Source organism: Rhodococcus sp. 05-2255-3B1 (genome assembly GCF_002258545.1).
Classification (GTDB): domain Bacteria; phylum Actinomycetota; class Actinomycetes; order Mycobacteriales; family Mycobacteriaceae; genus Rhodococcoides.
On sequence record NZ_NOZC01000018.1, the window covers coordinates 112,128 to 136,420 of the forward strand.

At 65.6% G+C, this 24,293-nt stretch carries 19 protein-coding genes; 8 read left to right on the forward strand and 11 right to left on the reverse strand.

Annotated elements, in window-relative coordinates:
* Positions 1-32: 32 nt before the first annotated feature.
* Positions 33-1,157 (reverse strand): DUF3068 domain-containing protein, encoded by a 1,125-nt coding sequence (locus CH249_RS10965; protein ID WP_094630542.1) that lies wholly within the window; start codon positions 1,155-1,157, stop codon positions 33-35.
* A gap of 166 nt (positions 1,158-1,323) precedes the next feature.
* Here CH249_RS10965 and CH249_RS10970 point away from each other — a divergent pair, with 166 nt between their 5' ends.
* A complete protein-coding gene (locus CH249_RS10970; RefSeq protein WP_179273290.1) occupies positions 1,324-2,469 on the forward strand; it encodes an acyltransferase in 1,146 nt (381 codons plus the stop codon).
* Here CH249_RS10970 and CH249_RS10975 read toward each other — a convergent pair.
* From CH249_RS10975 to CH249_RS10985, 3 genes are all read right to left on the reverse strand, one after another.
* Complete coding sequence (locus CH249_RS10975; RefSeq protein WP_094683416.1) at positions 2,447-6,694, reverse strand: alpha-(1->3)-arabinofuranosyltransferase; 4,248 nt, start codon at positions 6,692-6,694, stop codon at positions 2,447-2,449. The two genes, CH249_RS10970 and CH249_RS10975, sit on opposite strands and share 23 nt — an antisense overlap.
* Positions 6,695-6,716: 22 nt before the next feature.
* A complete protein-coding gene (locus tag CH249_RS10980; RefSeq protein WP_082073827.1) occupies positions 6,717-6,887 on the reverse strand; it encodes a DUF2613 domain-containing protein in 171 nt (56 codons plus the stop codon).
* A gap of 103 nt (positions 6,888-6,990) precedes the next feature.
* Positions 6,991-7,476 (reverse strand): universal stress protein, encoded by a 486-nt coding sequence (locus CH249_RS10985; RefSeq protein ID WP_373453549.1) that lies wholly within the window; start codon positions 7,474-7,476, stop codon positions 6,991-6,993.
* A gap of 135 nt (positions 7,477-7,611) precedes the next feature.
* On the opposite strand from CH249_RS10985, the gene CH249_RS10990 reads away from it, so the two are divergent.
* Both CH249_RS10990 and CH249_RS10995 read left to right on the forward strand, forming a co-directional pair.
* Positions 7,612-8,787 (forward strand): glycoside hydrolase family 3 N-terminal domain-containing protein, encoded by a 1,176-nt coding sequence (locus CH249_RS10990; RefSeq protein ID WP_094646048.1) that lies wholly within the window; start codon positions 7,612-7,614, stop codon positions 8,785-8,787.
* A gap of 62 nt (positions 8,788-8,849) precedes the next feature.
* Positions 8,850-9,452, forward strand: a complete 603-nt coding sequence (locus CH249_RS10995) for a TetR/AcrR family transcriptional regulator (RefSeq protein ID WP_032396646.1) — start codon at positions 8,850-8,852, stop codon at positions 9,450-9,452.
* Positions 9,453-9,529: 77 nt separating this feature from the next.
* Here CH249_RS10995 and CH249_RS11000 read toward each other — a convergent pair whose 3' ends face one another.
* Both CH249_RS11000 and CH249_RS11005 read right to left on the reverse strand, forming a co-directional pair.
* The gene (locus tag CH249_RS11000) at positions 9,530-10,387 is read right to left on the reverse strand and encodes a MaoC/PaaZ C-terminal domain-containing protein (protein WP_032396645.1); all 858 of its coding nucleotides are present in this window, start codon (positions 10,385-10,387) and stop codon (positions 9,530-9,532) included.
* Positions 10,384-11,730 (reverse strand): 3-oxoacyl-ACP reductase, encoded by a 1,347-nt coding sequence (locus CH249_RS11005; RefSeq protein WP_094646403.1) that lies wholly within the window; start codon positions 11,728-11,730, stop codon positions 10,384-10,386. Before CH249_RS11005 ends, CH249_RS11000 begins: the two co-directional genes overlap by 4 nt.
* 83 nt (positions 11,731-11,813) lie before the next feature.
* Here CH249_RS11005 and CH249_RS11010 point away from each other — a divergent pair, with 83 nt between their 5' ends.
* Entirely contained in the window at positions 11,814-13,157 is a 1,344-nt protein-coding gene (locus CH249_RS11010) for an acetyl-CoA C-acetyltransferase (RefSeq protein WP_094683417.1), read from the forward strand.
* A 136-nt stretch (positions 13,158-13,293) separates the two neighbouring features.
* Here the strand turns inward: CH249_RS11010 and CH249_RS11015 are convergent, their stop codons facing one another.
* Genes CH249_RS11015 through CH249_RS11035 form a run of 5 tightly spaced genes read right to left on the reverse strand, consistent with a single transcriptional unit; the run spans position 13,294 to position 18,126 of the window.
* Positions 13,294-14,595 (reverse strand): ABC transporter substrate-binding protein, encoded by a 1,302-nt coding sequence (locus tag CH249_RS11015; protein WP_235386923.1) that lies wholly within the window; start codon positions 14,593-14,595, stop codon positions 13,294-13,296.
* 14 nt (positions 14,596-14,609) lie between these two features.
* Positions 14,610-15,653, reverse strand: a complete 1,044-nt coding sequence (locus CH249_RS11020) for a branched-chain amino acid ABC transporter permease (RefSeq protein ID WP_032396641.1) — start codon at positions 15,651-15,653, stop codon at positions 14,610-14,612.
* Between the two features lies 1 nt (position 15,654).
* Positions 15,655-16,533 (reverse strand): branched-chain amino acid ABC transporter permease, encoded by an 879-nt coding sequence (locus tag CH249_RS11025; RefSeq protein WP_032396640.1) that lies wholly within the window; start codon positions 16,531-16,533, stop codon positions 15,655-15,657.
* 26 nt (positions 16,534-16,559) lie between these two features.
* Positions 16,560-17,282: an ABC transporter ATP-binding protein gene (locus CH249_RS11030; protein WP_032396639.1), complete on the reverse strand. Its 723-nt coding sequence runs from the start codon at positions 17,280-17,282 to the stop codon at positions 16,560-16,562.
* Positions 17,272-18,126: an ABC transporter ATP-binding protein gene (locus CH249_RS11035; protein ID WP_256980375.1), complete on the reverse strand. Its 855-nt coding sequence runs from the start codon at positions 18,124-18,126 to the stop codon at positions 17,272-17,274. The genes CH249_RS11030 and CH249_RS11035 overlap by 11 nt, the downstream gene beginning before the upstream one ends.
* Before the next feature lie 148 nt (positions 18,127-18,274).
* Between CH249_RS11035 and CH249_RS11040 the strand changes: the two genes are divergently transcribed.
* From CH249_RS11040 to CH249_RS11055, 4 genes are all read left to right on the forward strand, one after another.
* Positions 18,275-19,579, forward strand: a complete 1,305-nt coding sequence (locus tag CH249_RS11040) for a CdaR family transcriptional regulator (RefSeq protein WP_303396049.1) — start codon at positions 18,275-18,277, stop codon at positions 19,577-19,579.
* Between the two features lie 229 nt (positions 19,580-19,808).
* A complete protein-coding gene (locus CH249_RS11045; protein WP_094683418.1) occupies positions 19,809-22,088 on the forward strand; it encodes a VanW family protein in 2,280 nt (759 codons plus the stop codon).
* Positions 22,089-22,238: 150 nt separating this feature from the next.
* Positions 22,239-22,730 carry a flavin reductase family protein gene (locus CH249_RS11050; RefSeq protein ID WP_045197252.1) on the forward strand — a complete coding sequence of 164 codons (492 nt, stop codon included), beginning with the start codon at positions 22,239-22,241 and terminating at the stop codon, positions 22,728-22,730.
* Between the two features lie 511 nt (positions 22,731-23,241).
* Positions 23,242-24,228: a hypothetical protein gene (locus CH249_RS11055; RefSeq protein ID WP_094698922.1), complete on the forward strand. Its 987-nt coding sequence runs from the start codon at positions 23,242-23,244 to the stop codon at positions 24,226-24,228.
* The last annotated feature ends 65 nt before the right edge of the window (positions 24,229-24,293 follow it).

The window sequence follows — 24,293 nt, forward strand, 5'->3', positions numbered from 1 at the left end:
CGCCATCGGGTTGTTTCGGTTGCTCCGGGCACTTACTCCTTGGACAGGTTCGTCCTCGGGATTTCCTCGGTGCGGTCGGTAGTCCAGTCGCGGTTCGTCGCGGTTCCGCCGCCGGGGGTCGGTCGCGGAGTGTTGTCCGCTCGGGCCGGCTGACGATGTCCGCCGTTTGCGCCGCCACGCAGGAGCAAGAACACTCCGGCGATCAGCGAGATGACACCGAGAATTCCGGCGATGATCGGGACGGTGCGGCCGAAGAGCGAGATCCGGTCCTGGCCGTCCTTTGCCTGCTGGATCTGGTATTCGACCGTGTTCTCGTCGAACGTGATCGGAGCATTGAGGACGTCGACCTCGGGCCGGCCTGCTTCACGTGCGTAGTACTGGTGAATCTGCTCTTCGCCCTTGACGACGACGCCGGTCTCGGGTTCGACCCACAGGGTGCGGGTGTTCTCGTACCAGCGAGTCATCGTCACCGGAGCGGCTCCACCCTCGACACCCCAGGTGTCGGCGGGCAGGGTCACCTTGTTGGTCGGCAGGTTGACCACGGTCGACAGGTCGACCGGGCCGACGGTCTGCTGGTACTGGTACACCGGCGTTCCGTTGATCTCGGTTGCCTCGACGAAGTCGATGTCCTTCGATGCGCGGGCGTTGACGTCGAAGTACGGGTAGCTCTTCTGCTCCGCGTTGAACGGGAACTTGTACTGCAGTCCGGTGTGGGCCACCTCGTCGGCCGGCGCGTTGCCTGCCACCTGGATGGTGCCGATCGGGTTCTCGACGGGCATCGACGTCTTGCGGTCGATGGTGACGCGATCGACGCTCGCCGTCAGCAGCCCGGTATCGGCCTGCTTGTCGCTGCGTCGCAGGGTCTGGCCTGCCTGCAGCGTCATGATGTCGGCGTCGGAGGGATCCTCGACGGTGACGAATCGCTGCGAGACGAGAGGAACGTTCTGGTCGACGACTGCGCGACCGGCCGCGAGCGAGCTCGCATTCAGGACGCTGCCCTCACCGGTGGAGACGGTGGTGACTTCGAGGTCCAACGGCGTCTTCTCGAGCGCCGAGATGGTGTACGTGGGAATGAGGATGGCGGCGACCACCAGAAACGCGCCCAAGCCGATGAGTACGAGGGCAAGTATCCGGCTCGGCCCTGAGCGCTCCGCCATGCTGAATCTCCTTAGTTGACCGCTTCATGGAAGACACCGCGGTCGGGAAAGACGTCAGCCCCGACCCGATGCCCGATTTGATACGACACGTCGCAGGTGACAGTAACAGCAGACAGTGGCACCGGTCTCGTCTGCGCCGGTTCGACACGGCACACTTGAGACCACCATGAGCACTCGAGTCCACTCGCCCTCCGTCGTTCCGCTGCGCGCGTTCGTCCCTGCGCTCGAGGGAATGCGCGCGCTGGCCGCGATCGGCATCGTCGTCACCCACGTCGCATTCCAGACCGGTGCCGCGAATTCCCCGCTCATGGGGCGTATCTGGGGCAGGTTCGATCTGACCGTTGCCATCTTCTTCGCGCTGTCGGGGTTTCTGCTGTGGCGCCCCCATGCCGCGCAGGCCCGCGGACTCGCGCCTGCTCAGCCGGCTCGTCGCTACTTCTGGTCGCGGGCAGTGCGCATCCTGCCCGCCTACTGGGTCGTCGTCGTGCTGGTGCTGCTGTTTCTGCCGAATGCGGGTGGCGACTACCGGGTGTGGTTGGCCAATCTGTCTCTGACGCAGGTGTTCGTGCCCCTGACGTTGACCGAGGGCATGACGCAGATGTGGTCGCTGTCGGTGGAGGTGGCCTTCTACCTGCTGCTACCGGTGTTCGCCTGGCTGATGGTTGGACTGCGTGGGGCCTCGGCCAAGCACCGGATCTCGGTGCTGCTCGGTGCATCTGCGGTGACGCTGTCCTGGGCCTTCGTCCCGATCACGACCGCGGACGCCATCCATCACGACAACTGGCTGCCCGGGTACTTTCCGTGGTTCGCCGCCGGAATGGTGTTGGCCGAGGTGTCCGTGGGCCCACAGACATGGGTGCATCGGTGGGCTCGGCGCAGATGGGTGATGCCGTCGATCGCGGTCGCGGCTTTCGTGCTGTCGGCGACTCCGCTGGCGGGCCCACAGGGACTGGTACGTCCCGAGCCGTGGCAGTTCGAGCTGAAGATCGTGTTCGGCGCCGTGCTCGCGTTCGCGATGCTCTCGCCACTGGTGTTGGCCGACACCGGTCGTCGGCACCGAGTGTTCGAGCATCCGGTGATGCTCACGCTCGGGCGGTGGTCGTACGGAATCTTCATCTGGCACCTGGCCGTCCTGGCCGTGGTGTTCCCGGTGTTCGGCATCATCCCGTTCTCGGGTGGGATGTGGTTCGTACTGACGGTGACTCTCGCGCTGTCGATTCCGGTGGCCGCGGCCAGCTACGCGCTGGTCGAAGAACCTGCCCGACGACGCTTCGCACCGAAGAAGCCGATCACGGTTTCCGCATCGCACTGATCGCCAACGCGACGATGCCGATCAGCGCGGCCAGCTGCACTCCGTACGATTCGCCCACGTACCCGTCGGTCGATCGCCAAGGCCCGAGCGAGAGCAGCGCCGCGCCCAGCAACGCGAATCCGCCTGCCGCGCCGACCAACACGCGTGAGGAGAGCGCGCGACCGTAACGGCGGTCCAGGAACACCGCGCCGAAACCGATCACGGCCACCGTGATCGCACCGGCAATTCCGGCCAACACGATCGTCGCCCCGAGCAGTGCCACCAGGGCAGCCGAAACGCTCCGCCACGGCCGCGGCGAGGGCCCGAGATCGGGCATACTGCGCGGCCGACGCAGCGCTGCGAACAGCAGCGGGATCAGCAGGAGCAGCCCACCGAAGATGCCGAGCCGATACCAGCGGTCGGTGGCGAAATCCAGCGAAATCGTGCCCGACGCCCCGGCCGGAACGATCCAGGCCTGCTGCCACCCGTCGACCACCACCGGGGACAGTTCGACGCCACCGGGAGTGGTTGCGCGCCAACCACTGTTGTTGCTCTCCGGGATGACCAGCAAGCGGTCCTCGGTCGTGGAGGTCAGCGTCACCTCGCGGTGGTCGGGGCTCCAGGCGGTGGTCCTGGCGGACTGCGGGGCCGATTCCGTCGGCCAGTCGGCCGGAATGGGCATGGTGCGCAACCGAATGCCGTCGACGAAGAACGATGCTCCCGGCTCCACCACCACGTCCTGGTGTCCCTCGGGCAGCGAGACCGGGTTGACGAAGTTCTCGTTCACCGGAGTGTCGGCGTCGCACACCGAGGCCTTCAGTGGTTCACCGGATCGGAACTGGTCTGCGGTGGCCGTCACCGACGTGCGCACCGTCTGCCCGGCGATGGAGACGATGGGGCCGTCGAAGCAGTCGACGGTGATCTCGCGATCGCCGTCGTACGGTGCGCCGATCGGTTCACCACCGGACAGTGGTGTCACTTCTGCGAAGCCGGGCGGCTGAGACTGGATGAAACCCAGAGAGTTTCGGTCCAACACCCCGTCCCAGTCCACGATCGACAGGACGATCCTGTCCGTCACCTGCGGTGCCAGCTCGAGGGTCGTCGAGCCGTCGGTGTCGACGTCGCGCACCATCGGCCCGTTGCCGAGGTTGACCGCGACCCGAGTGGGATGGGCCGGGAGTGCACCCAGGCTCGGGCTGAGCTCGAGCCCGTCCACCAGTGTGGGAGCTGGCAATTCGATGGTCAGGGTCGGGTTGGTCCCTGCTCGGTCGGTGATCGACTTCTCCGGCGCTGTCCAGGACGTGCGCGGATCGCCGTCGGTCGCCGCGAACGCCGAGCCGTGCAGGTCCGCGACGTCGGACGCCCCGCCGGCCAACGGCCGCCCCGGTTGCGCGAGCAGCGCTTCGAGTTCGGGGGACTGCCGCGTACGCACCGTCAGATCGGGGATCACCGCGGTGCCCATCGGCACGTCGATCGTGCGTGAGAAGCGCCCGAGTTCCTCGGGTGACTTGGACAGTCCACTGCTGCAACGGATTCGATCCTCTGTGTCGAGGCACCCGGAGCGGCCTGGGAATTCCTGGCCCAGTTCCCAGGCGTCGACGCTCGCCCCGGCGGGAGTCTCGGGCAGCACCGCGCGGTGCACGATCGGTACCTGCTTCGGGTTGTCCCGGTCGGAGTAGTCGTCCACCGACACCTCGCTGATGCCGAACTGGCTGCCTCGGGTTCCGTCGACCGTCGACTTCGCGGTGATGCGCAGCCACGGCGTCTCACCGCCCGGCAGTGACACCGTCATCGGCTCACCCGGCTCGTCGACGCGCGCCGCCGTCGAGCCGTTCGGGGTGGTGATCTCCACCCATTTCACCGGGTCGCCGATCGTCCCGGGGCTGGTGCGCATGTGCAAGAGCCCGCCGCGCACGGGAGTATCGAAGTCGAGTTGAAGCCATTGCCCCACAGCACGTTCGATGCCGTTGCTGATCCAGCTGGTGGCCAGGTCGCCGTCCACCGCGGCGGCGACACCGCTGCCGGGAGCGCTGCCGCCGATCTGGGTGGCGTCCGACGCCGAGCTAGACGCCGTCAGGGTCGCGCCCTCCCATTCGGCGTCGACGGTCTTCGCCCCGTACACCGGGTAGTCGGGAACCTCGTTGAGCGAACGCCGTGGCTCGTCGGCGGCCCGCAGGGCAGAACTGTGATTGTCGACCTGGCCGAAGTCGGTCTCACGGTTCATCGGGGTGTCGGTCACCGTCACCGAGTCCACGGCAATGCCGGCCGCGGCCGCATCCGAAGCCAGCAGAGTGGGGCCTGACGGCACCGGATTGCGAATCCCGTTGTTCCGCAACTCGTTCGAGCGCAGAATGGACTCCGGCCCACCCTGAACCACCGGGACACGATCGAGATCGACGGTGTAGGGGCCGGACGCGGGAATGCCCGCCGAATCACGCACCGAATAGATTTCCACAGCCGGATACGGCGGTCGAAGATCGCCGTCGAGCACAACGCCGTCGACCTGACCGGGGGCCACGTCCTCACCGAATTCGGCCACCTTCTCGAGTCCCGCGGAACCGTCGAGCACCTGGTGCACCGATGCCGGACGGGTGGACCGGGAGTTCTCGGGATCGAGGTCGTTGCGCACGACGACGTAGCTGATGCCCTGGCCCAGAAGGGTATCGGCCAATCCGGCCGACGGCCGACCGTCGGCGAAGAGTCGTTGCACGGAGTCCAGTGCCCGGATGGCACCCGGCGGGGTGAGGGGTACGGCGTCGCGGACGGCCCAGGGCGTGGTGGCCAGAGCCTGCAGCGGTTCGTCTCGGGTCAATCCCCAGGTCTGCAGAGCGAACGGTGCGCCCGGCACGATCAGGGCCCGCTGCGCGTCGGAACCGTCGGGACTCGATCCCGACGCATTCTCGGTGAGCCAATCCGCCGCGTCGTGCCAGTACTGCGGAACGGCCTCGTACGCACCGCGGGGCGCGAGCTTGCCCGTCCACGCCAGCGAGGTGGACAGCGTCAAGGCGACGAGCACCAACGCGGTCACCGCCATCATCGGGTGCTTCTCGGGATGCGCGACGGCCGTTTTCCACTGCGATCGCGGCGCGGAACCCGGCAGCGGTACCCGGGCCAACAGATGAGCCAGCCCGAGCACCAACGGAATTCGAATGACCGGCTCTAGTTTGTGGATGTTGCGTAGCGGTGCGCCTGCAGAATCGAGAAACACTCGAACGGCGGCAGCGAACGGGCCGTCCAGATCGCCGACGAACCCGGCACCGAGGCCGACAAGACCGATGAACAGCATGATCGTCAACCGACCGCGGGCGGGCATGGACCGCATCGCCAGGCCCGCGATTCCAGCGGCCGCGATCAAGCCCGTTGCGATGACGGCCGCCGGCTGCGTCACCAGAACGGCACCGGCCACTCGCTCGGGAGAGACGAACGGCGTCCAGCTGCCGGTACCGCGCAGCACTTCCGTCAGTGACGTCCACTGCGTGGTGGTGCCGGAGGATTCGATGTAGTCGAGAAACGGCGGAGAGACCTTGCCCAGCAACAGCAGTGGAACGATCCACCACAGCGTCGCAAGCACCAGAAAGCCCGACCACCAGGCACCGAAGACGAACCACCGCTTGTTCGGCCGATGCGTGAGTATCCAGAACACGGCGACCAGAACGGCGGCGGCGGTGGCGACGGCGTTGACCGCGCCCATCAGGGCCACCGCCAGTGCAGACTGCGCGGCCGAGCGCCGAACCGTCTGTTTCGCATCGTCGCCGGCGAGATACCGCACCATCGGGACCAGCACCCACGGTGCCAGCATCATCGGCATCGTCTCGGAGGAGATCGACGCGAGGGTGGTGATCACTCGCGGAGACAGAACGAAGGCCGTCGCTGCGATCAGACGGGAACTACGGCTGCCGACACCGAGAGCTTCGGCGAGCCGCACGATTCCCCAGAACCCGGCGATGAGCAGCAGCGCCCACCAGATGCGTTGAGTGATCCACGGCGGGATCGACAGCAGATCACCGCCGGCGAAGAACGCACCGTGGGGGAAGAAGTAGCCGTAGGCCTGGTTCTGCACCTGGCCGAGCGGGGCTGCGCTGTTCCATTGATGGGAGGCGCGTTCGAGAAATCCGAGAGGGTTCTGTGCCAGGTCGTACTTGGTGTCGGCAACGGTGAAGCCGGGGACCTGCAGAAAGGTGAGGAGGAACGCCAGGATCGAGACGCCGAGAAGCCACTTGCGGCCGAGCGGCTCGGCCGAGATCACCGATTCACGAGAGCGACCAGCGTCAGCGGCTGCCGTACTCAACCTGGTTCAGCAAGGACGAGTCGGCGTTTCCGGAGCGATCGATATCCGGACGAGAGTTGTCGGCTGCAGCTGCGGTGACTCCGAAGACGACGCCCGCACCCAGTACGGCTCCGACGACGGCGGCAATGACACCCGGGACAGCAAACTTCATCTCGGTTCTCCAGTCAGTCGGCTCAGAACGGTAGCGGGCGAGGTGGACCCCCACGCGGGCATCACGGTATCACCTGCGTCACGGAAAACAGCCGTCGGACGCTCTACTTGCCGGGCGGAACGATCAGGACGGGTCGATGGCTGTGCCGAAGAACGTGCTCGGCCACCGAACTCTGGAGCAGCGCACGTAGACCGGTGGTGCCTCGCGTACCGGTGACGATGATGTCGACGTTCATCTCGTCGGCTTTTTCCACGATCGCGGCCCAGATGGCGGTGGTGCATTCGGTGCACTGACCCTCCACTTTCAGGCCTGCGGCCTCGGCCAGCGCGACGCCTTCGCTGTTGGTCACTTTCGCGTCGGTGAGCGCCACGTCCTCGGCCTCGTCGTCGGGCACCCATTCGGGCTGCATCACACCGGAGAGGCCGGACATGCGGGCGGCCTGACGCACCATCGGCTCCCATGCGGTGACGACGATCGCGCGTGAGGTGGTGAGAAACCGTCCGGCATAGTCGATGGCGCGTTTGGCGTTGTCGGATCCGTCGTAGGCAATGAGTATGAGGTCTGCGGTCACGGTCGATCTCCTCCTCATGTCGCGTTCGTCCAGATTACCCTCACCCCTCGTCGGATCGATGTGGGTTTCGGTCGGTCGGAGTGCAACGAAGGCGCATCGATCCGGACCCCGGGTCGGCAGCGACACCGACGATCTGGGCTACCGTCGTATTCCATGCGACTTCGGTTTTCGGTTCGGTCCGCTGCGGTGATGACCGTCGGTGTCGGCTTGTTGGTCTCGTGCTCCACCGAGTCTGCGCCGGTCGCGTCGACGCAGACGGCACCGGCTGCTCCGACGACGACTGCAGTCGACACGACGGTGCCGCAACCGGTACCGCCCGTCGACGGCTGCGTTGCGTTCGTCGACGGATTGTCGGAGCGGCAGCGGCTGGCTCAGTTGCTCACCGTCGGGGTCACCGGAACTGCGGACGCGGTGCAGATCATGTCCACCGAGCAGGTCGGCGGCATCTTCGTCGGCAGTTGGACCGACGAGTCGATGCTCGGCAATCGAGAAGTACCGCAGGTGCTGGCCGCCTCCGCGGTGGCTCCGATGGTCACGATCGACGAGGAAGGTGGACGGGTCTCGCGGGTCGCGGATCTGCTGGGTGCCGCACCGTCGGCGCGGGAACTGGCGCAGACGGTGTCGGTGGACGAGGCGTATTCGATGGCGTTGACGCGCGGCCAGGGGTTGAAGGATCTCGGTGTCACCGTCGACTTCGCTCCGGTGGTCGACGTGAGCGGTCAGCCCGACGATTCCGTCATCGGCGATCGGTCGTTCTCCGACGATCCGCAGGCCGTCATCGACTACGCGGGGGCGTACGCGCGGGGTCTGGAGGACGCGGGTGTGAAGCCCGTCATCAAGCATTTTCCCGGGCACGGTTCGGGTTCGGGCGACTCGCACACCGGCGCGGTGACGACCCCGTCGCTCGACGAGTTGAAAACCAAGGATCTGTTACCGTTCGCGGCCCTGAACAACACCGGCGTCGGTGTCATGGTCGGGCATCTGGATGTGCCCGGACTGACCGAGCCGGGGGTGCCGGCGAGTATCAGCCCGGCGGCGATGGCATTGTTGCGCGATGGCGTCGGATACGGTGCCGCGCCGTTCGACGGCCCCATCTTCACCGACGACCTCAGCGGCATGGCGGCTATCACGGCCAGGCTCGGGATCGTCGACGCGGTCGAGGCGGCGTTGGTCGCGGGAGCCGATGTGGCGCTGTGGCTCACCACCGATCAGGTGCCCGCGGTGTTGGACAATCTCGAGGACGCGGTGGCGACGGGACGTCTGCCGGCGGCTCAGGTGGACGAGGCCGCTGCTACGGTTGCTCGGTTCAAGGGGGCGTGCGGGTCCTGATTGTGCGGTACTGGACCTTACTGTGGAGTAAGGTCTAGTAGTTCGTACGTATTGGAGGATCCATGGCTGGTGGCACGAAGAGATTGCCCCGCGCCGTCCGTGAGCAGCAGATGCTCGACGCGGCGGTGGATGTGTTCTCCGACAACGGTTTTCACGAGACATCGATGGATTCGATCGCCAAGAAGGCGGCCATCTCCAAACCGATGCTCTATCTGTACTACGGGTCCAAGGACGAGTTGTTCGCAGCCTGCATCCACCGCGAGGGCGTCAAGTTCGTCGAGGCCCTGACTCCAGCCGCAGATCCGACGCTGACGCCGCGCGAGCAGTTGCGCAAGGCCCTGATCGGTTTCCTCGGATTCGTCGGCGAGAACCGCAAGTCGTGGATGGTGCTCTACCGTCAGGCCATCGGTCAGCAGGCATTCGCCTCACAGGTGCAGAGCAGCCGAGATCGGTTGATCGAGTTGACGGCCGGCTTGCTCGCGATGAGTACGAGAGATCCGGAGCAGTCCCAGAATTTCGGGCTGATGGCCGTCGCGTTGGTCGGGGCGGGCGAGGCTGTGGCCGACAGAGTGGCAGGCGGCGAAATCGAGGTCGACGCGGCCGCCGACCTACTGGAAAACCTGGCCTGGCGCGGCTTGGCCGGAAAGAAGACCGCCACCACCTGAGCTCCGCGACCAACTCGAAGTTGTGGACGGAAATCCGGAGAAATCCGTCCACAACTTCGAGTTCGAGGGTGAGGCGGTTACCGCAGGGTTCCCGTCAGATGCGGGTAGCCCTTCTTCGGGTTCTTCAGCGACAGGTCCCAGCCGGTGCCGACGGCTTCGGCGTAGGCGTTCACCGTCGCGGGCAGGATGATCGGCTTGCCGAAGCGGATGCTGTAGTTCACAGCCTCCGGAATTCGGCCCTCGACGGTCTGCAGCACGGCTGCCGCGCTCCACATTCCGTGCGCGATGGTCTTCGGGAACCCGAATGCCTTTGCGCCCAGCGAGGATACGTGAATCGGGTTGCGGTCTCCGGAGATGGCCGCGTACCGGCTGATGATCCGCTGGTCGACGCGCAGTGTGCGGGTCGGGGGCGGCGGAACCTCGTCGGCCGGCGGTGCCTCGCGGGGGCCACCGGACAGTGACGTCTTCTGCAGGCTCAGGAAGCTCGAGGTCTGCTTCCAGACCAGTTCGCGTCCTACCTTGACCTCACTGATCAGGTCGACGAGCAACCCCTTGCGGTGCTCGCGCAGATTCTCCGCGTGCACTCGCACGTCCAGCGGCTCGGACGCGGAGATGCCACGGTACTGCTCGATGACGTTCTCGGCGTGTACCGAACCGATGGCGGCGAACGGAAAGCCCTTGGACACCATCAATTTCATCACCGTCGGGAAGACGAGGGTGAAGGGATAGGTCACCGGGAGCTGATCGCCGAATCGCAGCCCCGTCGCCCGGCAGTACCCGGCGAGGTTGTCGGGGTCCACTCGCAGACCCTTGAGCTCGTACACCGTGCTGGGAACCGAGGACGACCTGGATCCGAAGAACGGCAGTGCGCCCAGCGCTGCCGAGGTGTAGATGTCGGAGGTCTTCGGCTGCGCGGTGAGCGTGACGGTGCTCATGCGCCGAGAAGGCTCTGGCCGCACACGCGCACGACCTGGCCGGTGACGGCGTTGGATGCGGGAGAAGCGAAGTACGAGACCAACTCTGCGACGTCGACGGTCTCGCCGCCCTGCAGCAGCGAGCTCATGCGTCGTCCGGCCTCGCGGGTGGCGAACGGAATCGCAGCCGTCATCGCGGTCTCGATGAACCCGGGAGCGACGGCGTTGATGGTGATGTTCTTCTTCGCCAGCACCGGTGCGGACGCGTGCACCAGGCCGATGACGCCTGCCTTGGACGTGCCGTAGTTGGTCTGGCCGCGGTTGCCCGCGATGCCGGCGATGGAGGAGACGTCGACGACGCGGCCGCCTTCCTTCAGTGCACCCGACTTGACTAGCTCATCCGTGATGCGCTGCGGCGCAGCGAGATTGACACCGATGACGGAGTTCCAGCGGCTCTCGTCCATGTTGGCGAGTGTCTTGTCGCGGGTGATGCCTGCGTTGTGCACGATGATGTCTGCGCCGCCGTGACGTTCGAGGAGGTGCTTCGAGAGCACCTCTCCGGCGTCGGGCGAGGTGACGTCGAGCGCGAGCGAGGTGCCGCCCACCTTGTTGGCCGTCTGCGAGAGTGCTTCTCCGGCAGCGGGAATGTCGGCTGCGATGACGGTGGCTCCGTCGCGGGCGAGGACCTCGGCGATGGTGGCACCGATACCGCGTGCGGCTCCGGTGACGACGGCTACCTTGCCTGCGAGCGGCTTGTCCCACGAGGCCGGGGCCTGCGAGTCCGCGTCACCCACGGTGATGACCTGGCCGTCGACGAACGCGGACTTGGCCGAGAGCAGGAAGCGGAGGGTGGATTCGAGTCCGGACAAGCCGGTCGACGCCTTGGGGGAGATGTAGACGAGCTGCGCCGTGGCTCCGCGCTTGACCTCTTTGCCGACGCTGCGGGTGAAGCCTTCGAGAGCGCGCTGAGCGACGTGCTCGTCGACACTCGAGGTCTCCTCCGGCGTCGTACCGATGACGACGACGCGCGCCGACGGTGCCAGGTTGCGGATGACCGGCTGGAAGAACTGGAACAGCTGCTCCAGCTCGGCGACGTTGCCGATGCCGGTGGCGTCGAACACCAGTCCGCCGTGCTTGTCGTCGTGCGGCTGCGACTGCGGGTAGTCCGAGAGCAGCTCACGCAGGGGCTCGACGAGGCGACCGCTACCGCCGATCAGGACCGGTCCGGCCAGCGGCGGCTCGCCCGCCTTGTAGCGGCGCAGCTTCTCGGGCTGCGGCAGGCCGGCCTGCTTGGCGATGAAGGCTCCCGGCGCGGACGCGAGGAACGTTGAGTAGAGATCTGGGGCTCCCTTGGAGGCTGCCACTGTCGTACCTTTCATTCAGCGCTGCTCGCTCGAGGAGCGAGGCGCACGACCGGGTGTCGACAACCAACTTACTCGCCAGTAAGATGAAACTCCACCAGGGCCTTATTCGACGATGTTTGGAGACGTCAGTGACAAGCAAGCAGCTACGACCGGTCGCAATCGTCGGTGGCAACCGCATTCCGTTCGCGCGCTCGGACAAGAAGTACGCGCTGGCGTCCAACCAGGACATGCTCACCGCGACCATCGACGGGCTGGTCTCGCGATTCGGATTGCAGGGCGAGCGCCTGGGCCTCGTCGCCGCCGGTGCCGTGCTCAAGCACTCCCGCGACTTCAACCTCACTCGCGAGGTCGTACTCGGTAGTGCACTGAGCCCGTACACCCCGGCCTTCGACATCCAGCAGGCCTGCGGCACCGGCCTCCAGTCGATCATCGCCGTCGGCGACGCCATCGCGTCGGGCCGTATCGATGCCGGCATCGGTGGTGGTGTCGACACCACGTCCGACGCTCCGATCGGCGTCAACGACGAACTGCGCGAGTTCCTGCTCTCCCTGAACCGGGCCAAGAGCACCACCGACCGCATCAAGCTGCTCGGCAACGTTCGTCCCGGCATGCTCGGCATCGAGATCCCGCGCAACGGTGAGCCGCGAACCGGCCTGTCGATGGGTGACCACGCCGCCATCACGGCCAAGGAATTCGGCATCCGCCGCGAGGACCAGGACGAACTGGCCGCAGCGAGCCACCACAACATGGCAGCGGCCTACGATCGCGGCTTCTTCGACGACCTGGTGACGCCGTTCCTCGGACTCACTCGCGACGACAACCTGCGTCCGGGATCGACCGTGGAGAAGCTCGCGACGCTCAAGCCGGTCTTCGGAACCAAGCTGGGCGACGCCACCATGACGGCAGGCAACTCGACGCCGCTGACCGACGGTGCGTCGGCTGCGCTGCTGTCGAGCGACGAGTGGGCTGCCGAGCGCAACCTGCCGGTGCTGGCGCACCTTGTCGATTCCGAGACCGCCGCCGTCGATTACGTCCACGGCAACAGCTCGTTCAAGGACGGTCTGCTGATGGCACCGACCTACGCGATTCCGCGTCTGCTCGCACGCAACGGCCTGACGTTGCAGGATTTCGACTACTACGAGATCCACGAGGCGTTCGCCTCGGTGGTGCTCGCAACTCTGCAGGCTTTCGAGAGCGACGCGTACTGCAAGGAGCGTCTCGGCCTCGACGGCGCTCTCGGTTCCATCGACCGCAGCAAGCTCAACGTCAACGGATCCTCGCTCGCGGCGGGCCACCCGTTCGCCGCGACCGGTGGACGCATCGTGGCTTCACTGGCGAAGATGTTGGCCGAGAAGGGCTCGGGCCGTGGCCTGATCTCGATCTGCGCGGCCGGTGGCCAGGGCGTCACCGCCATCATCGAGCGCTGATCACTGCAGCTTCGGCTGCTCTCCGACCGGGGGTCATAGGGTCGGTGGATCCGGTAATCGAGGGGTTTTCGGATCTGCCGACCACAACGTGGGAAAGGGCACGCAGAGTTCGCTCTGCGTGCCCTTTCACGTGTGATCAGCCCGGTATGCCGCTTTCCGGTGGTGTGGACTCCTCGCCGGTGTATTCCTCCACCGCCGAATCCCCGATGTCGGTCTGCAGCACCGGAGTCAGGTACTCGGGCACGCCTCCCTGGATCTGGAAGACACTGGCACCGGAGATTCCGAGGTGGCTCGAATCGGAGTATCGGAACGGGGCCAACTGCGGTCCCTCGAAGTCCATTCCGCCTTCCTGGATGGCTGCGACGATGCCCTCACGGGTGGGATTCTCGCCTGCCGCCTGGAGGGCTTGTACGAAGGCGTATGCCTGGCTCAGTCCGTAGATGCGGTAGTTGGTCAACGGGTCACCGGTTCCGTTCTCGGCCCAGACCTTCTGCCACAGTTGGGTCCACGGATTCTCCGGAGAGTCGACGCCCGGGATGTATTCCAGCGAGATCATCCCTTCGAGCGATTGCGCGCCGTCGGTGACCGCGCCCTGAGAGAACCGTCCGAGCAGAGAACCGACGAGGTCGACGTCGGATCCGATGGAGCTGTAGAACCACTCGGGGTCGTAGTTGAGTCGCATCGCGGTCAGCTGGCTCAGTGCGGTGTAGGAGGGGACGTTGAAGCCGAGGACCAGATCCGCTCCGGCACCCTGCAGAGCAGCGATCTGTGGTGCGACGTCGGTGTTGCCCGAGGTGTAGCGCACGACCTCGACGATCTGATCGTCGAGATACTGGCGCACTGCGGCCTCGCTGTCCCGGCCGAGGTCGTCGTCCTGGAGGAAGAGTCCGACCTTGGCGTCGGGCCGGTTCTTGGTAACCCAGTCGCCGATGATCTTGCCCTCGACCTGGTAGTCGGGCTGCCACCCGAAGGTGTTCGGGTACTTCTCCGGATCGTTGCCCCACATGATCGCACCGGAGGAGACGAACAGGTCGGGCACACCTTCCTCGTTGAGGAAGTCGATGACGGCGCTGTGGGTCGCGGTGCCGAGTCCGCCGACGACGGCGAACACCTCGTCCTGGAGAACCAGTTCGTTGACGACCTGGGTCGTGGTCGTCGGATCGTAGGAGTCGTCCCGAACCACGTACTCGATCTGTCGGCCGTTGATGCCACCTGCGGCATTGACGTAGTCGAAGTAGGCCTGTGCGCCCGTGGGGATTTCGCTGTATCCGGGCGCTGCGACCCCGGTCAACGGAAAGTGGGCACCGATCTTCACCGAGGTGTCGGTGATGCCGACCGTCGACCCTTCCGAGGATTCCGTCGTCTCTTCTCGGCCACCTGCACCGCACGCCGCGGCCAACGACACGACGGCGACGAGCGCGGTCGTTCTGAAAGCCACCGATCCGAACTTTTTCATTTCATTCCTTTTCTCGTTGTACGTAACTTGCGATACGTGCCCACCAAACCCAGTGGGGCGAACAGGATGACGAGGACGGTGAAGATTCCGGTCACCAGTGGTGCGAGTTCTGCCGATTGCAGACTGCTCAGACCCAGATCGAGCCCGAAGTTGGTGACCACCGGCGGGATGTAGGTCAGCAGAACCGCCCCGATCAACGCGCCGGAAAGGGTTCCCAGCCCGCCGATGACGACGGCGGAGAGCAAGGTCAGCGAGAGAGTCAGCGTGAATCCGCTCGGTGCCGCGATTCGTGCCGACATCGCCAGGACTGCACCGCCCGCTCCCGCACAGGCCGCACTGACCACGAACGCGAGAATGCGTGCGCGGCCGAGATCGATTCCGGACAACTCGGCGGCCACTTCGTCGTCCCGGACGGCCCGCCAGCGACGGCCGATTCGGCTCGACGAGACGTTCGCCAACAGGAAGAACACGAGCACCAGCAGTATCCAGCTGACATAGGCGACGAATTTGGTTCCGCTGAGCTCGTTTCCGGTGACGAAGAACATCATGTCGTCGATCAGCTCGGGCACCTTCGGTGCCGGTACGACGAGTCCTTGTTCGCCGCCGAGGTAGTCCGAGAAGTACAGGGCGAGGCCCGGTACCGCGACAGCGAGCGCCAGAGTCGCGCCGGCCAGGTACGGCCCGTGCAGTCGGGCGGCCGCCACACCGACCACGACACCCACCACCGCCGAGATCACGGTGGCGGCGAGCAGGACGAGGGGGACCGACCATCCCGAATCGTTGGCCCGCAACATCAATGCCGCGGTGTACGCACCGACCGCCATGAATGCGCCGTGCCCGAGTGACAGCTGGCCGCTCAGCCCGGTCAGCACCGTCAGGCCGCCGGCCGCGATGGCGAGGTAGGCCACCGAGGTGAGTTGGCTCTGACGGAAGGTGCTCAGGGATTCGAGCGCGAGGACGATGACGACCAGCCCGATGACGGCACCGAGCACGTGGCGTCGAACCGGTGTTGCGGTGAGGCGAGTGAGAGTCGCGTTCATGTCACACCCTCCTGGCCGCGGAGCTGGCGAACAACCCGCTCGGTCGCAACAGAAGAACGACGATCAGGATCACCAATGCTGCGCTGGAGACCAGATCCTGACCGAGGTAACCACTGACGAAACTCAGCCCTACGCCCATCAGCAGGCCACCGACGACTGCGCCCGCCGGGCTGTCCAGTCCGCCGAGAACCGCTGCGACGAAACCGAACACGACGATCGAGTCCATGTAGCCCGGGTGCACCAGCGAGCCGCCTGCGATGAGCAGTCCGGCCAGCGAACCGACCACTGCGGCCAGCGCCCAACCGAGAGTGAGCATTCGACTCACGCGCACGCCGAGGAGTTTGGCGACCTCCTGCTCGAAGGCGCTCGCACGCATCTTCAGTCCCAGATCGGTGAACCGGAAGAGCAGGATCAGCAATCCCAGGACCACGAGGACGGCGAGGATCTTGAAGATGTCGTACCCGGTCAACGCCACGTTCACGTCGCCGATCCGCTGGCCGGTGAGGCCGAACGGCGCAGGGAACGAACGGAATTGGTTGCCGAAGACGATGGCGGCCACCGCGTGGATGATGATGAACAACCCGAGCGTGAGAATGACCGGGTTGATGTGCGACGAGCTGTCGACGAATCGGATGACGAGTCGCTCCGTCAAGGCTCCCAGGAGCAGGCCGCACAGGAGCGCGACCCCGAATCCGATCCAGTACGAGTAGCCGGCGTCGATGACGACCAGTGCCACGTACGTGGTGATCATGGCCATCGGGGCCTGTGCGAAGTTGACGATGCGGGTCGATCGCCAGATGAGTACGAGGGCGAGCGCGAACGCGGCGTAGATCATGCCTGTGGTCACGCCGTTGATGAGGATGGTGAGCAGTTGTTGCACTGTGGCTGGCGTCCTTTCGGCTTGCTCTAGAACCCGAGGTAGGCGTGTCGGAGGGCGTCGTCCCCGGCCAAGGTGTCGGCGGGGCCTTCCACCGCGACCTTGCCCAGATCGAGTACGACGGCATGTTCGGCGATCGACAGAGCGCTGCGGGCGTTCTGTTCGACGAGTACGACGGTCATCGACTCGGAGTCGACGAGTCCGCGCAACGTCTCGAATATCTGCGCAGCGACCTTCGGCGCGAGTCCGAGTGACGGCTCGTCGAGCAGAAGTACCGACGGTGTCGCCATCAGCGCCCGGCCGATCACGAGCATCTGCCGCTCGCCGCCGGACAGGGTGTGCGCCGAGGATGTTCGACGACCGGTCAGGGGCGGAAACATGTCGTAGATGCGGTCGAGGGTGACGGCGTCGTGACTTCGGTTGCGTCCCATCGCGCCGAGTCGAAGATTCTCGTCGACGGTCAACTCGGCGATCACGCCCCGACCCTCGGGAACGTGCGCAAGACCTTTGCGGGACATCCGATCCGGTGCAACGCCGACGATGTCGACGCCGGCGAGTTCGATCCTCCCCGATACCGGTTTCAGCAACCCCGAGATGGTGCGCAGCAGGGTCGTCTTCCCTGCTCCGTTCGCGCCGAGCACGGCGGTGACAGCTCCCGCCGTGACGGTCATCGACACCGAGTCGAGGGCGGTGACCGGTCCGTATCGAACGGTCAGATCGGTGATCGTCAGGTGCGCCGCGTCAGTCTTCATGTGCCACTTCGTTTCCGAGATAAGCAGCGAGCACGGCCGGATCCTCGCGAATTTCGTCGGGCGTTCCCTGAGCGATCACCTTGCCGAAATCGAGCACGTAGATCCGGTCGCACACACTCATGACCAGATCCATGTGATGCTCGACGAGCATGACCGATGTTGCGGGTCTTTCCGGTTCGGAGCCGGTGGATGCCGCAGGGGTGGGGCCTGCGGAACGACCCGTCGACGTTGCGAGCGCACGGATCTCGTCGCCGAGTTCGCTCATCTCGTCACTGGACAGTCCCGAGGCGGGTTCGTCGAGCAGGAGCAGTGTCGGTTCGCTCACCAGGGCGCGTGCCAGTGCGACGCGTTTACGCACCGCGTACGGCAGGCTCGGTGGCAATCGGTGCGCGTAGTCGTCGATTCGCAGGCGTTCGAGGGTGGCCATTGCGGTCGAGCGGACCGCGGCATCGTCGGATGCACTCGACGGCAGGCCGAGCAGGCCCGCGAGGATTCCGGTGTGCGCTGTTCGATCTGCACCGACCATGACGTTGTCGAGAACTGTCATCCGATCGAACAGTCCGAGTCCCTGCAGTGTTCGGCTCATACCGAGTCGGGGGAGGTCGTGGGGCCGTAGTCGAGTCAGCGTGTCGCCGTGTCGTCCGAGTGTTCCCGATTGCGGTCGGACGAGTCCGCACGCAACGTTGAACAGCGTCGTCTTGCCTGCGCCGTTGGGTCCGATGACGCCGAGGACTTCGCCGGGTCGCACCTCGAGACTGACTCCGGACAGCGCGACGATTCCGCCGAACGACACTTCGATGTCCGTCATGGTGAGGACCGGGTCCAACGTGTCGAGAGAGTTCAAGTGATCCACCTCACAATCTGTTGCGTTCACTATGGTGCGTTTCGCACAACGGGCGATATGGGCGCTGCGCACAGAATATTTGGGTCCCTGGGCACCAGTAACGGTCAAATCGACCTGCGATGTGGGCTCAGTGCGCAAAACTGTGCAGGTGGGAGCTCCCGATGGTCGACGCGGATCCGCGCGTTCGGCTGCCCGGGGAGCGGTGACGGACGCAGACCAGGAGCAGATTCGCCGTGCTTGGGCAGCCCTGACGTCACGGGCGGATTCGATCGCGGACTCCATCACGCTCGCATTGATCGAGCAGGAACCCGGCTACCTGGCCAGTTCCACTCCGGACATCGCGGGCGAGATTCGTCGCAGCACTCGCGAGCACATCAACCAGGGGCTCCGCACCCTGTCGGGGCTGACCGCCGCGGGTGACAACGCGCGCGAGGTATGGCGCCGTACCGGCAGAGAGCGTGCGCGCCAGGGGATTCCGATGGAGTTGGTGCTCAAGGCGTACACGCTGGGGAGTCGGACGCTGTGGGAGGAGCTGATGCTCGAGCGCGAGCAGTGCCGCACCAGCATCGACGAGCATCTGCTGCTCGTGGCCGGGCAACAGCTGTGGCGCGCGCTCGACAGCCAGTACGAAACACTCGTCGAGGCATACCGGCAGGAAAGCGCCCGGATGCAGCAGCGCGATCTCGCCAACGTGCTGGTGATACTCGACGGCCTTCGATCGGGGCGGGGCGGTGATCCAGCGTTCGTCATGGAAGCGCGTGCCACCCTTGGCCTTTCGGCATCACAGCAAATTGCGTGTGTCGTCGGTCCGCTCGACGATCAAGGGTCGCCGCCGCTCCCGGCACCGGAAGACGCGATGGATCAGATCGGTGCGGTCTCGCATTGGAACACCAGGGACGGCCACCAGTTCGCGCTCGTCGCACTCGGAACGGGATCGTGGCACTCCGTCGTCGACGCACTCGCTGCTCGGGCCGTCGGGCCCGTGGGGGTCGCGCATTCGCCGGAGGGCCTGTCGTCGTTCGCTGCGGCGTATCGCCTCGCGGCATTGACGGCCGAGACCATCACCGAAGACAGTGGCGTGGCGTTGGCGACGGACCGACTGCCCCGCGTGATCATGGCGGCCGATGATCGATCGTCGGAATTGCTGGTCCGCCATGCTCTGGGAAAGCTGTGGACGCACCCGGAGCCGCACCGAGGAACTCTGCTCGACACCCTGGCGCACATGCTCGCGTCGGACGGCTCGCCCACCAACGCCGCCAAGGCGCTCTACTGCCACCGCAACACCGTGATCTACCGGGTCCACCGAATCGAGGAGTTGACCGGTCAGGATCTGACCGATCCGCGAGATCGGCTTCTCCTCACTCTCGCGCTGGTCAGAACCGGACATTGGGCCCGGGCCGTCGGGCAAGGGGACAGCTCGACGACCCCTGGATCATTCAACCGAATGAAATGACGAGACAATTTCGCGGTCGTTGTAACGGCGTGCCGCAGTGGGCCTATATTCCCAGTGGCTCCGTGCTGCTGCCTGACCCCCGACCCGGCAGCAGCACGGGGCCTTTGCTCGTCTCTGTGCCGATGGTCTCCGAAGTGAGCGGCACCGTTCGGTTTGCGTAAGCTCGTGCGAGGGGTACGCCGGGCAGAAGGGCGGAACACAACCAACGGTGGTCCTGGAAGGGTCGAACGTGAGCGAGGGCAACAGTAGGTCGGGTGACGCGCCCAACGGTGCCGAACCGAAACCCGACGTACCGCCGTACGACGCTCCCACCGAGGTCTTCGGTGCGATCCGCGACGAGACCGACGGTCCGAAGCATTCCTCCGAGGCGGAGCAGCCTTCCGACGCGACATCCGATGTCGTCGATCCGGGGTCGGACGATACCGAGTCGGTTGACGCCGAGTCCGTCGATGCTGAGTCGGTCGATCCAGGTTCGGTCGATGCAGACACAGTGGCCGCAGATCCGGTCGTCGACGAGGCCGAGTCCACCGACGCCGATGACGTCGTTCCCGGGGACGCCGCGCCCGACCAGACCCCGGCCCCGCAACCGCCGCCCGCAGCCGACGAATCGCCGACCGTCGCGCAGTCAATCGTTCCTGCGGAGCCTCTTACTGCTGCAGAAGCTGGTGCTCCTCCCGAGACCGTTGTTTCTCCCGAATCGGAGTCGCCGGCCGGACCACCTGTGATTCCGCCGGAGGACGGCTCGCCGCAGGCCGCCGACGGGTCCGGATTCGTGCCGCCGTGGCGGAAGATCGCGATCGGGACCGGCGCGGTGGTCGCCGTTCTCACGCTGCTGTACGCGGCGGATTGGATCACCTCCAGCGACCGAGTGCCCCGCGGCGTCACAGTCGCCGGGATCGAGGTCGGCGGCAAGAGTCACCCCGACGCCGAAGCCCTGTTGCGCTCGGAGCTGGGTGCGCGCGCCGAGCAGCCTGTGTCGGTCGACGTCGGCGATCGACAGGTCGAGATACTCCCGGCCGCCGCCGGCCTCGGTGTGGACTGGAACGCGACGCTCGACCGAGCCGGATCGCAGCCGATCAATCCGATCACTCGGCTGACGTCGTTGTTCGGTAGCCGCGAGATCGGCGTCGTGTCGACCACGGACGAGCAAGCGCTCACCGCTGCCGTCGACGGACTGCGCGTCGAGACCGACCGAGATCCTGTCGAGGGCGACGTGGTGTTCGACGGCAGCACACCGATTGCCGTCGCGGCGCTGTCCGGCCGGGTGCTCGACGCCGACGGCACGCGTCGAAACCTGCAGGCCGAATGGGCCTCGGGCGCAACGGAAGCGGCCTACGAAACAACACCCGTCACGGTGACTCAGGACGCCGTGGATCGCGCCTTCGCCGACATCGCCGTTCCTGCGGTCGAGGCACCGGTGACCGTAGCGGGCCGGCAGAACGTCGACGCGATCCTTCCGACGGATCGTGTGGGCGAGGTTCTGCGTTTCGACCCGGACGGCCAGGGCGGACTGACTCCGATCTACGACACCGACGTCGCCACAGGCATTCTCGCGCCGCAACTCGTGCGCACCGAGACGCCGCCGAAGGACGCGTCGTTCACTTTCTCCGGTGGTGCCCCGACCGTCGTTCCCGGAGAGATGGGCGAGCTGGTCGAGTGGCGCAAGACTCTCGAACAATTGCCCGCGTTGCTGTCCGCCGACGGACCGCGCACCACCGAGGCGATCTACGAACCGGCCCCGCCCGCTCTCACCACCGAGGCCGCTCAGAACCTCGGGGTGCGAGAAGTGATCGCCGAGTACACCACCGGCGGGTTCGAGTACGCGTCGGGCGTCAATATCGGGCTGACGGCGCAGATCGTGAACGGTGCGCTCGTGAAGCCGAAAGAGACGTTCTCGCTCAACGGGTACACCGGTCCGCGAGGAAGCGCGCAGGGTTTCGTGGAGTCGGGGATCATCGACAACGGTCGACCCGATCGCGCAATCGGCGGCGGCATCAGCCAATTCGCGACGACGCTCTACAACGCGTCGTACTTCGCCGGTATGGAAGACACCGATCACACCGAACACAGCTACTACATCAGCCGATACCCCGAGGCGCGCGAAGCGACGGTCTTCGAAGGTGCCATCGACCTGAAGTTCACCAACCCGAACGACACCGGCGTGGTCATCGAATCGTTCGCCGACTCGTCCAGCGTCACCGTCCGACTGTGGGGAACGAAAACGGTCGACGTCGAATCGATCACCGGTTCGCGAACCAATTTCACCTCACCGAATACGGTGACATTGCCTGCAGGCGCAGGCTGCGTCGCGTCTGGCGGGGGCCAGGGATTCACCGCCAGCGATACCAGGGTGATCAGCGATGCAGCGTCGGGAAGGGAAATTTCACGGAACACCAGAACGGTGAAGTACGACCCGATCCCCATCGTGCGGTGCGTTCAGCCTGATCGCCCGGACCCCGCTCCGGCACCCGCAGCGGACCCAGCTCCGGAACCGGACGAAGACGAGTGATGCCGCAACCGCGCGCCGACGGTTCGAATCATGGCGATTCGGACTGTGGCGTCGCCGCCCGATCGGGTGTTTGCTTGCACTAGGTGTTCGCTCGTCAGAATTGCGCCCACGCGGGGGTGCACCACTAGATCGGAAGGGGAGCTTCGTCCAATGTCGCTCACACGTACCGTCCTCGATCAGCAGACGCTTCGCGAGGCGTACGCGCAGTTCCCGAGCGGCGTCGTCGCAATCGCCGCGAAGATCGACGGTGTCATGGTGGGTTTGGCGGCCAGCAGCTTCGTCTCGGTGTCCATCGACCCGCCGCTCGTCGCGGTGTGTATCCAGAACACATCGACGACCTGGCCGAAACTCGAATTGGCACCCAACATAGGTGTCAGCGTTCTCGGCGAGGCACACAACGACGCCGTCCGTACCCTGGCCGCCAAGACCGGTGACCGTTTCGCCGGCCTCGATCTCACCGTCACCGACGGGGGCGCAGCCTTCATCGTCGGTGCCACCGCCTGGCTGGACACCACCATCGAACAGCAGATCCCCGCGGGCGACCACGCAATAGTGTTGCTGCGCATACATTCCCTGGACGTGCAAAGCGAAGTGAACCCAATCGTGTTCCACGGCAGCAAGTTTCGCAAACTGCAGCAATAGTCCTTCGTTTCGCTCGGCCTAGTGGGTTCGGCCTCGCTGTTCTCGCCTCTGCAATTCGCAAACGCGTGCGCATTTGCCGAACGCGCGCGAATTGGTGGCCTGATCGGGGGCTATTGTGCGCGCATCTGACGACTGCGCGCGCGTTTGTTGTGGTCGGCCCCGCGGGTTCGGCCTCGCTGGCCCTGGGTTGCGTACCTGTTCACCTCGGGATTTCGCAAACGCGCGCGCGTTTGCCGAACGCGCGCGAATTGGTGGCCTGATCGGGGGCTATTGTGCGCGCGTCTGACGAATGCGTGCGCGTTTGTTGTGGTCGGCCCCGGGGATTCGGCCTTGCTGGCCCCGGGTTGCGTACCTGTTCGCCTTGGGATTTCGCAAAACGCGCGCGCGTTTACGAGACCAACGGTGGGGCAAACTGGTACCCCCGTACCTGTATTCATCCACAGGTCCGTACTTGTGCACAGGTGGCTACTTTTCTTCTCGAGACGTCGCGCGCGTAGTCGAAACTCGCAGAATGAAGGATGACCGAATGGTGCGACGCTCGGAGGCGCTCGCCGATGGCCACGCCGATCACGAGTTGCGGGCGCTGTACGAACGCGGGGGCTGGGAGCGTCTGGTGAACGGCGTCTACGTTCCGTCGTCCAGGCTTGCCGGCCTCTCGGAGCAGGGACGGCATCGGCTGTTGATCGACGCCGTACTTCCTACAATTGCCGAGGGCAGCGCCGCCAGTCATCGATCTGCAGCACTGCTGCACGAATTACCCTTACCCGCAGGGGGATTCGACAAGGTGCACGTCACTCGACATCGCCGCGGCGGAGGTCGCACGAACGCAGCGGTGATCGTGCACTGTGCGCCGTGGGTGCCGTACGCGACCGTCGACGGAATTTCCGTGACCTCGCTGGCGCGGACGGTTGTCGACCTTGCTCGTACCGAGCCCCTTGTGTCGGCGGTGATTGCCGGTGACGCGGCTCTGAAGCGCTGCGATCCACAGGAGTTCGACGCGGAGTTGCAGCGTGCTCGGGGATGGAAAGGTGTGGCGCAGGCGCGGCGAGCCGTCTCTCTCATGGACGGGCGAAGCGAAAACCCTGGCGAATCTCAGAGTCGAATCATTCTGCGCGAGAACGGATTCGCTGTGGAGTCGCAGGTGGAGATCCTGGATCCGGATGGGCGGGCGCTGGCGCGAATCGACTGGCTGGTCAATGGCGTTGTTGTGTGCGAATTCGATGGTAAAGCCAAGTACACCAAGTACCTACGGGAGGATGAGAACCCCGGCGACGTAGTGTTCAGGGAGAAGGTGCGGGAGGACGCCGTACGCGATCTCGGCTATCCCGTGGTGCGCTGGACCTGGGCAGACCTGGCGAATCCGGCGGAGGTGGTGGCACGCGTTGCTCGAGCCGTGGAGCGGGCCGCTGCCCTGCCGCCACCGCGAGGGAGCGTGCGGAGTACGCCGACTGGCCGGCAAACGCGCGCGCTTTTGCTGAACGCGCGCGAAATTGCCTGAGGATCCTGCAGAATTCGCGTGCATCTGACGAATGCGCGAGCGTTTGCGTCAGCCGGGACCCGTAA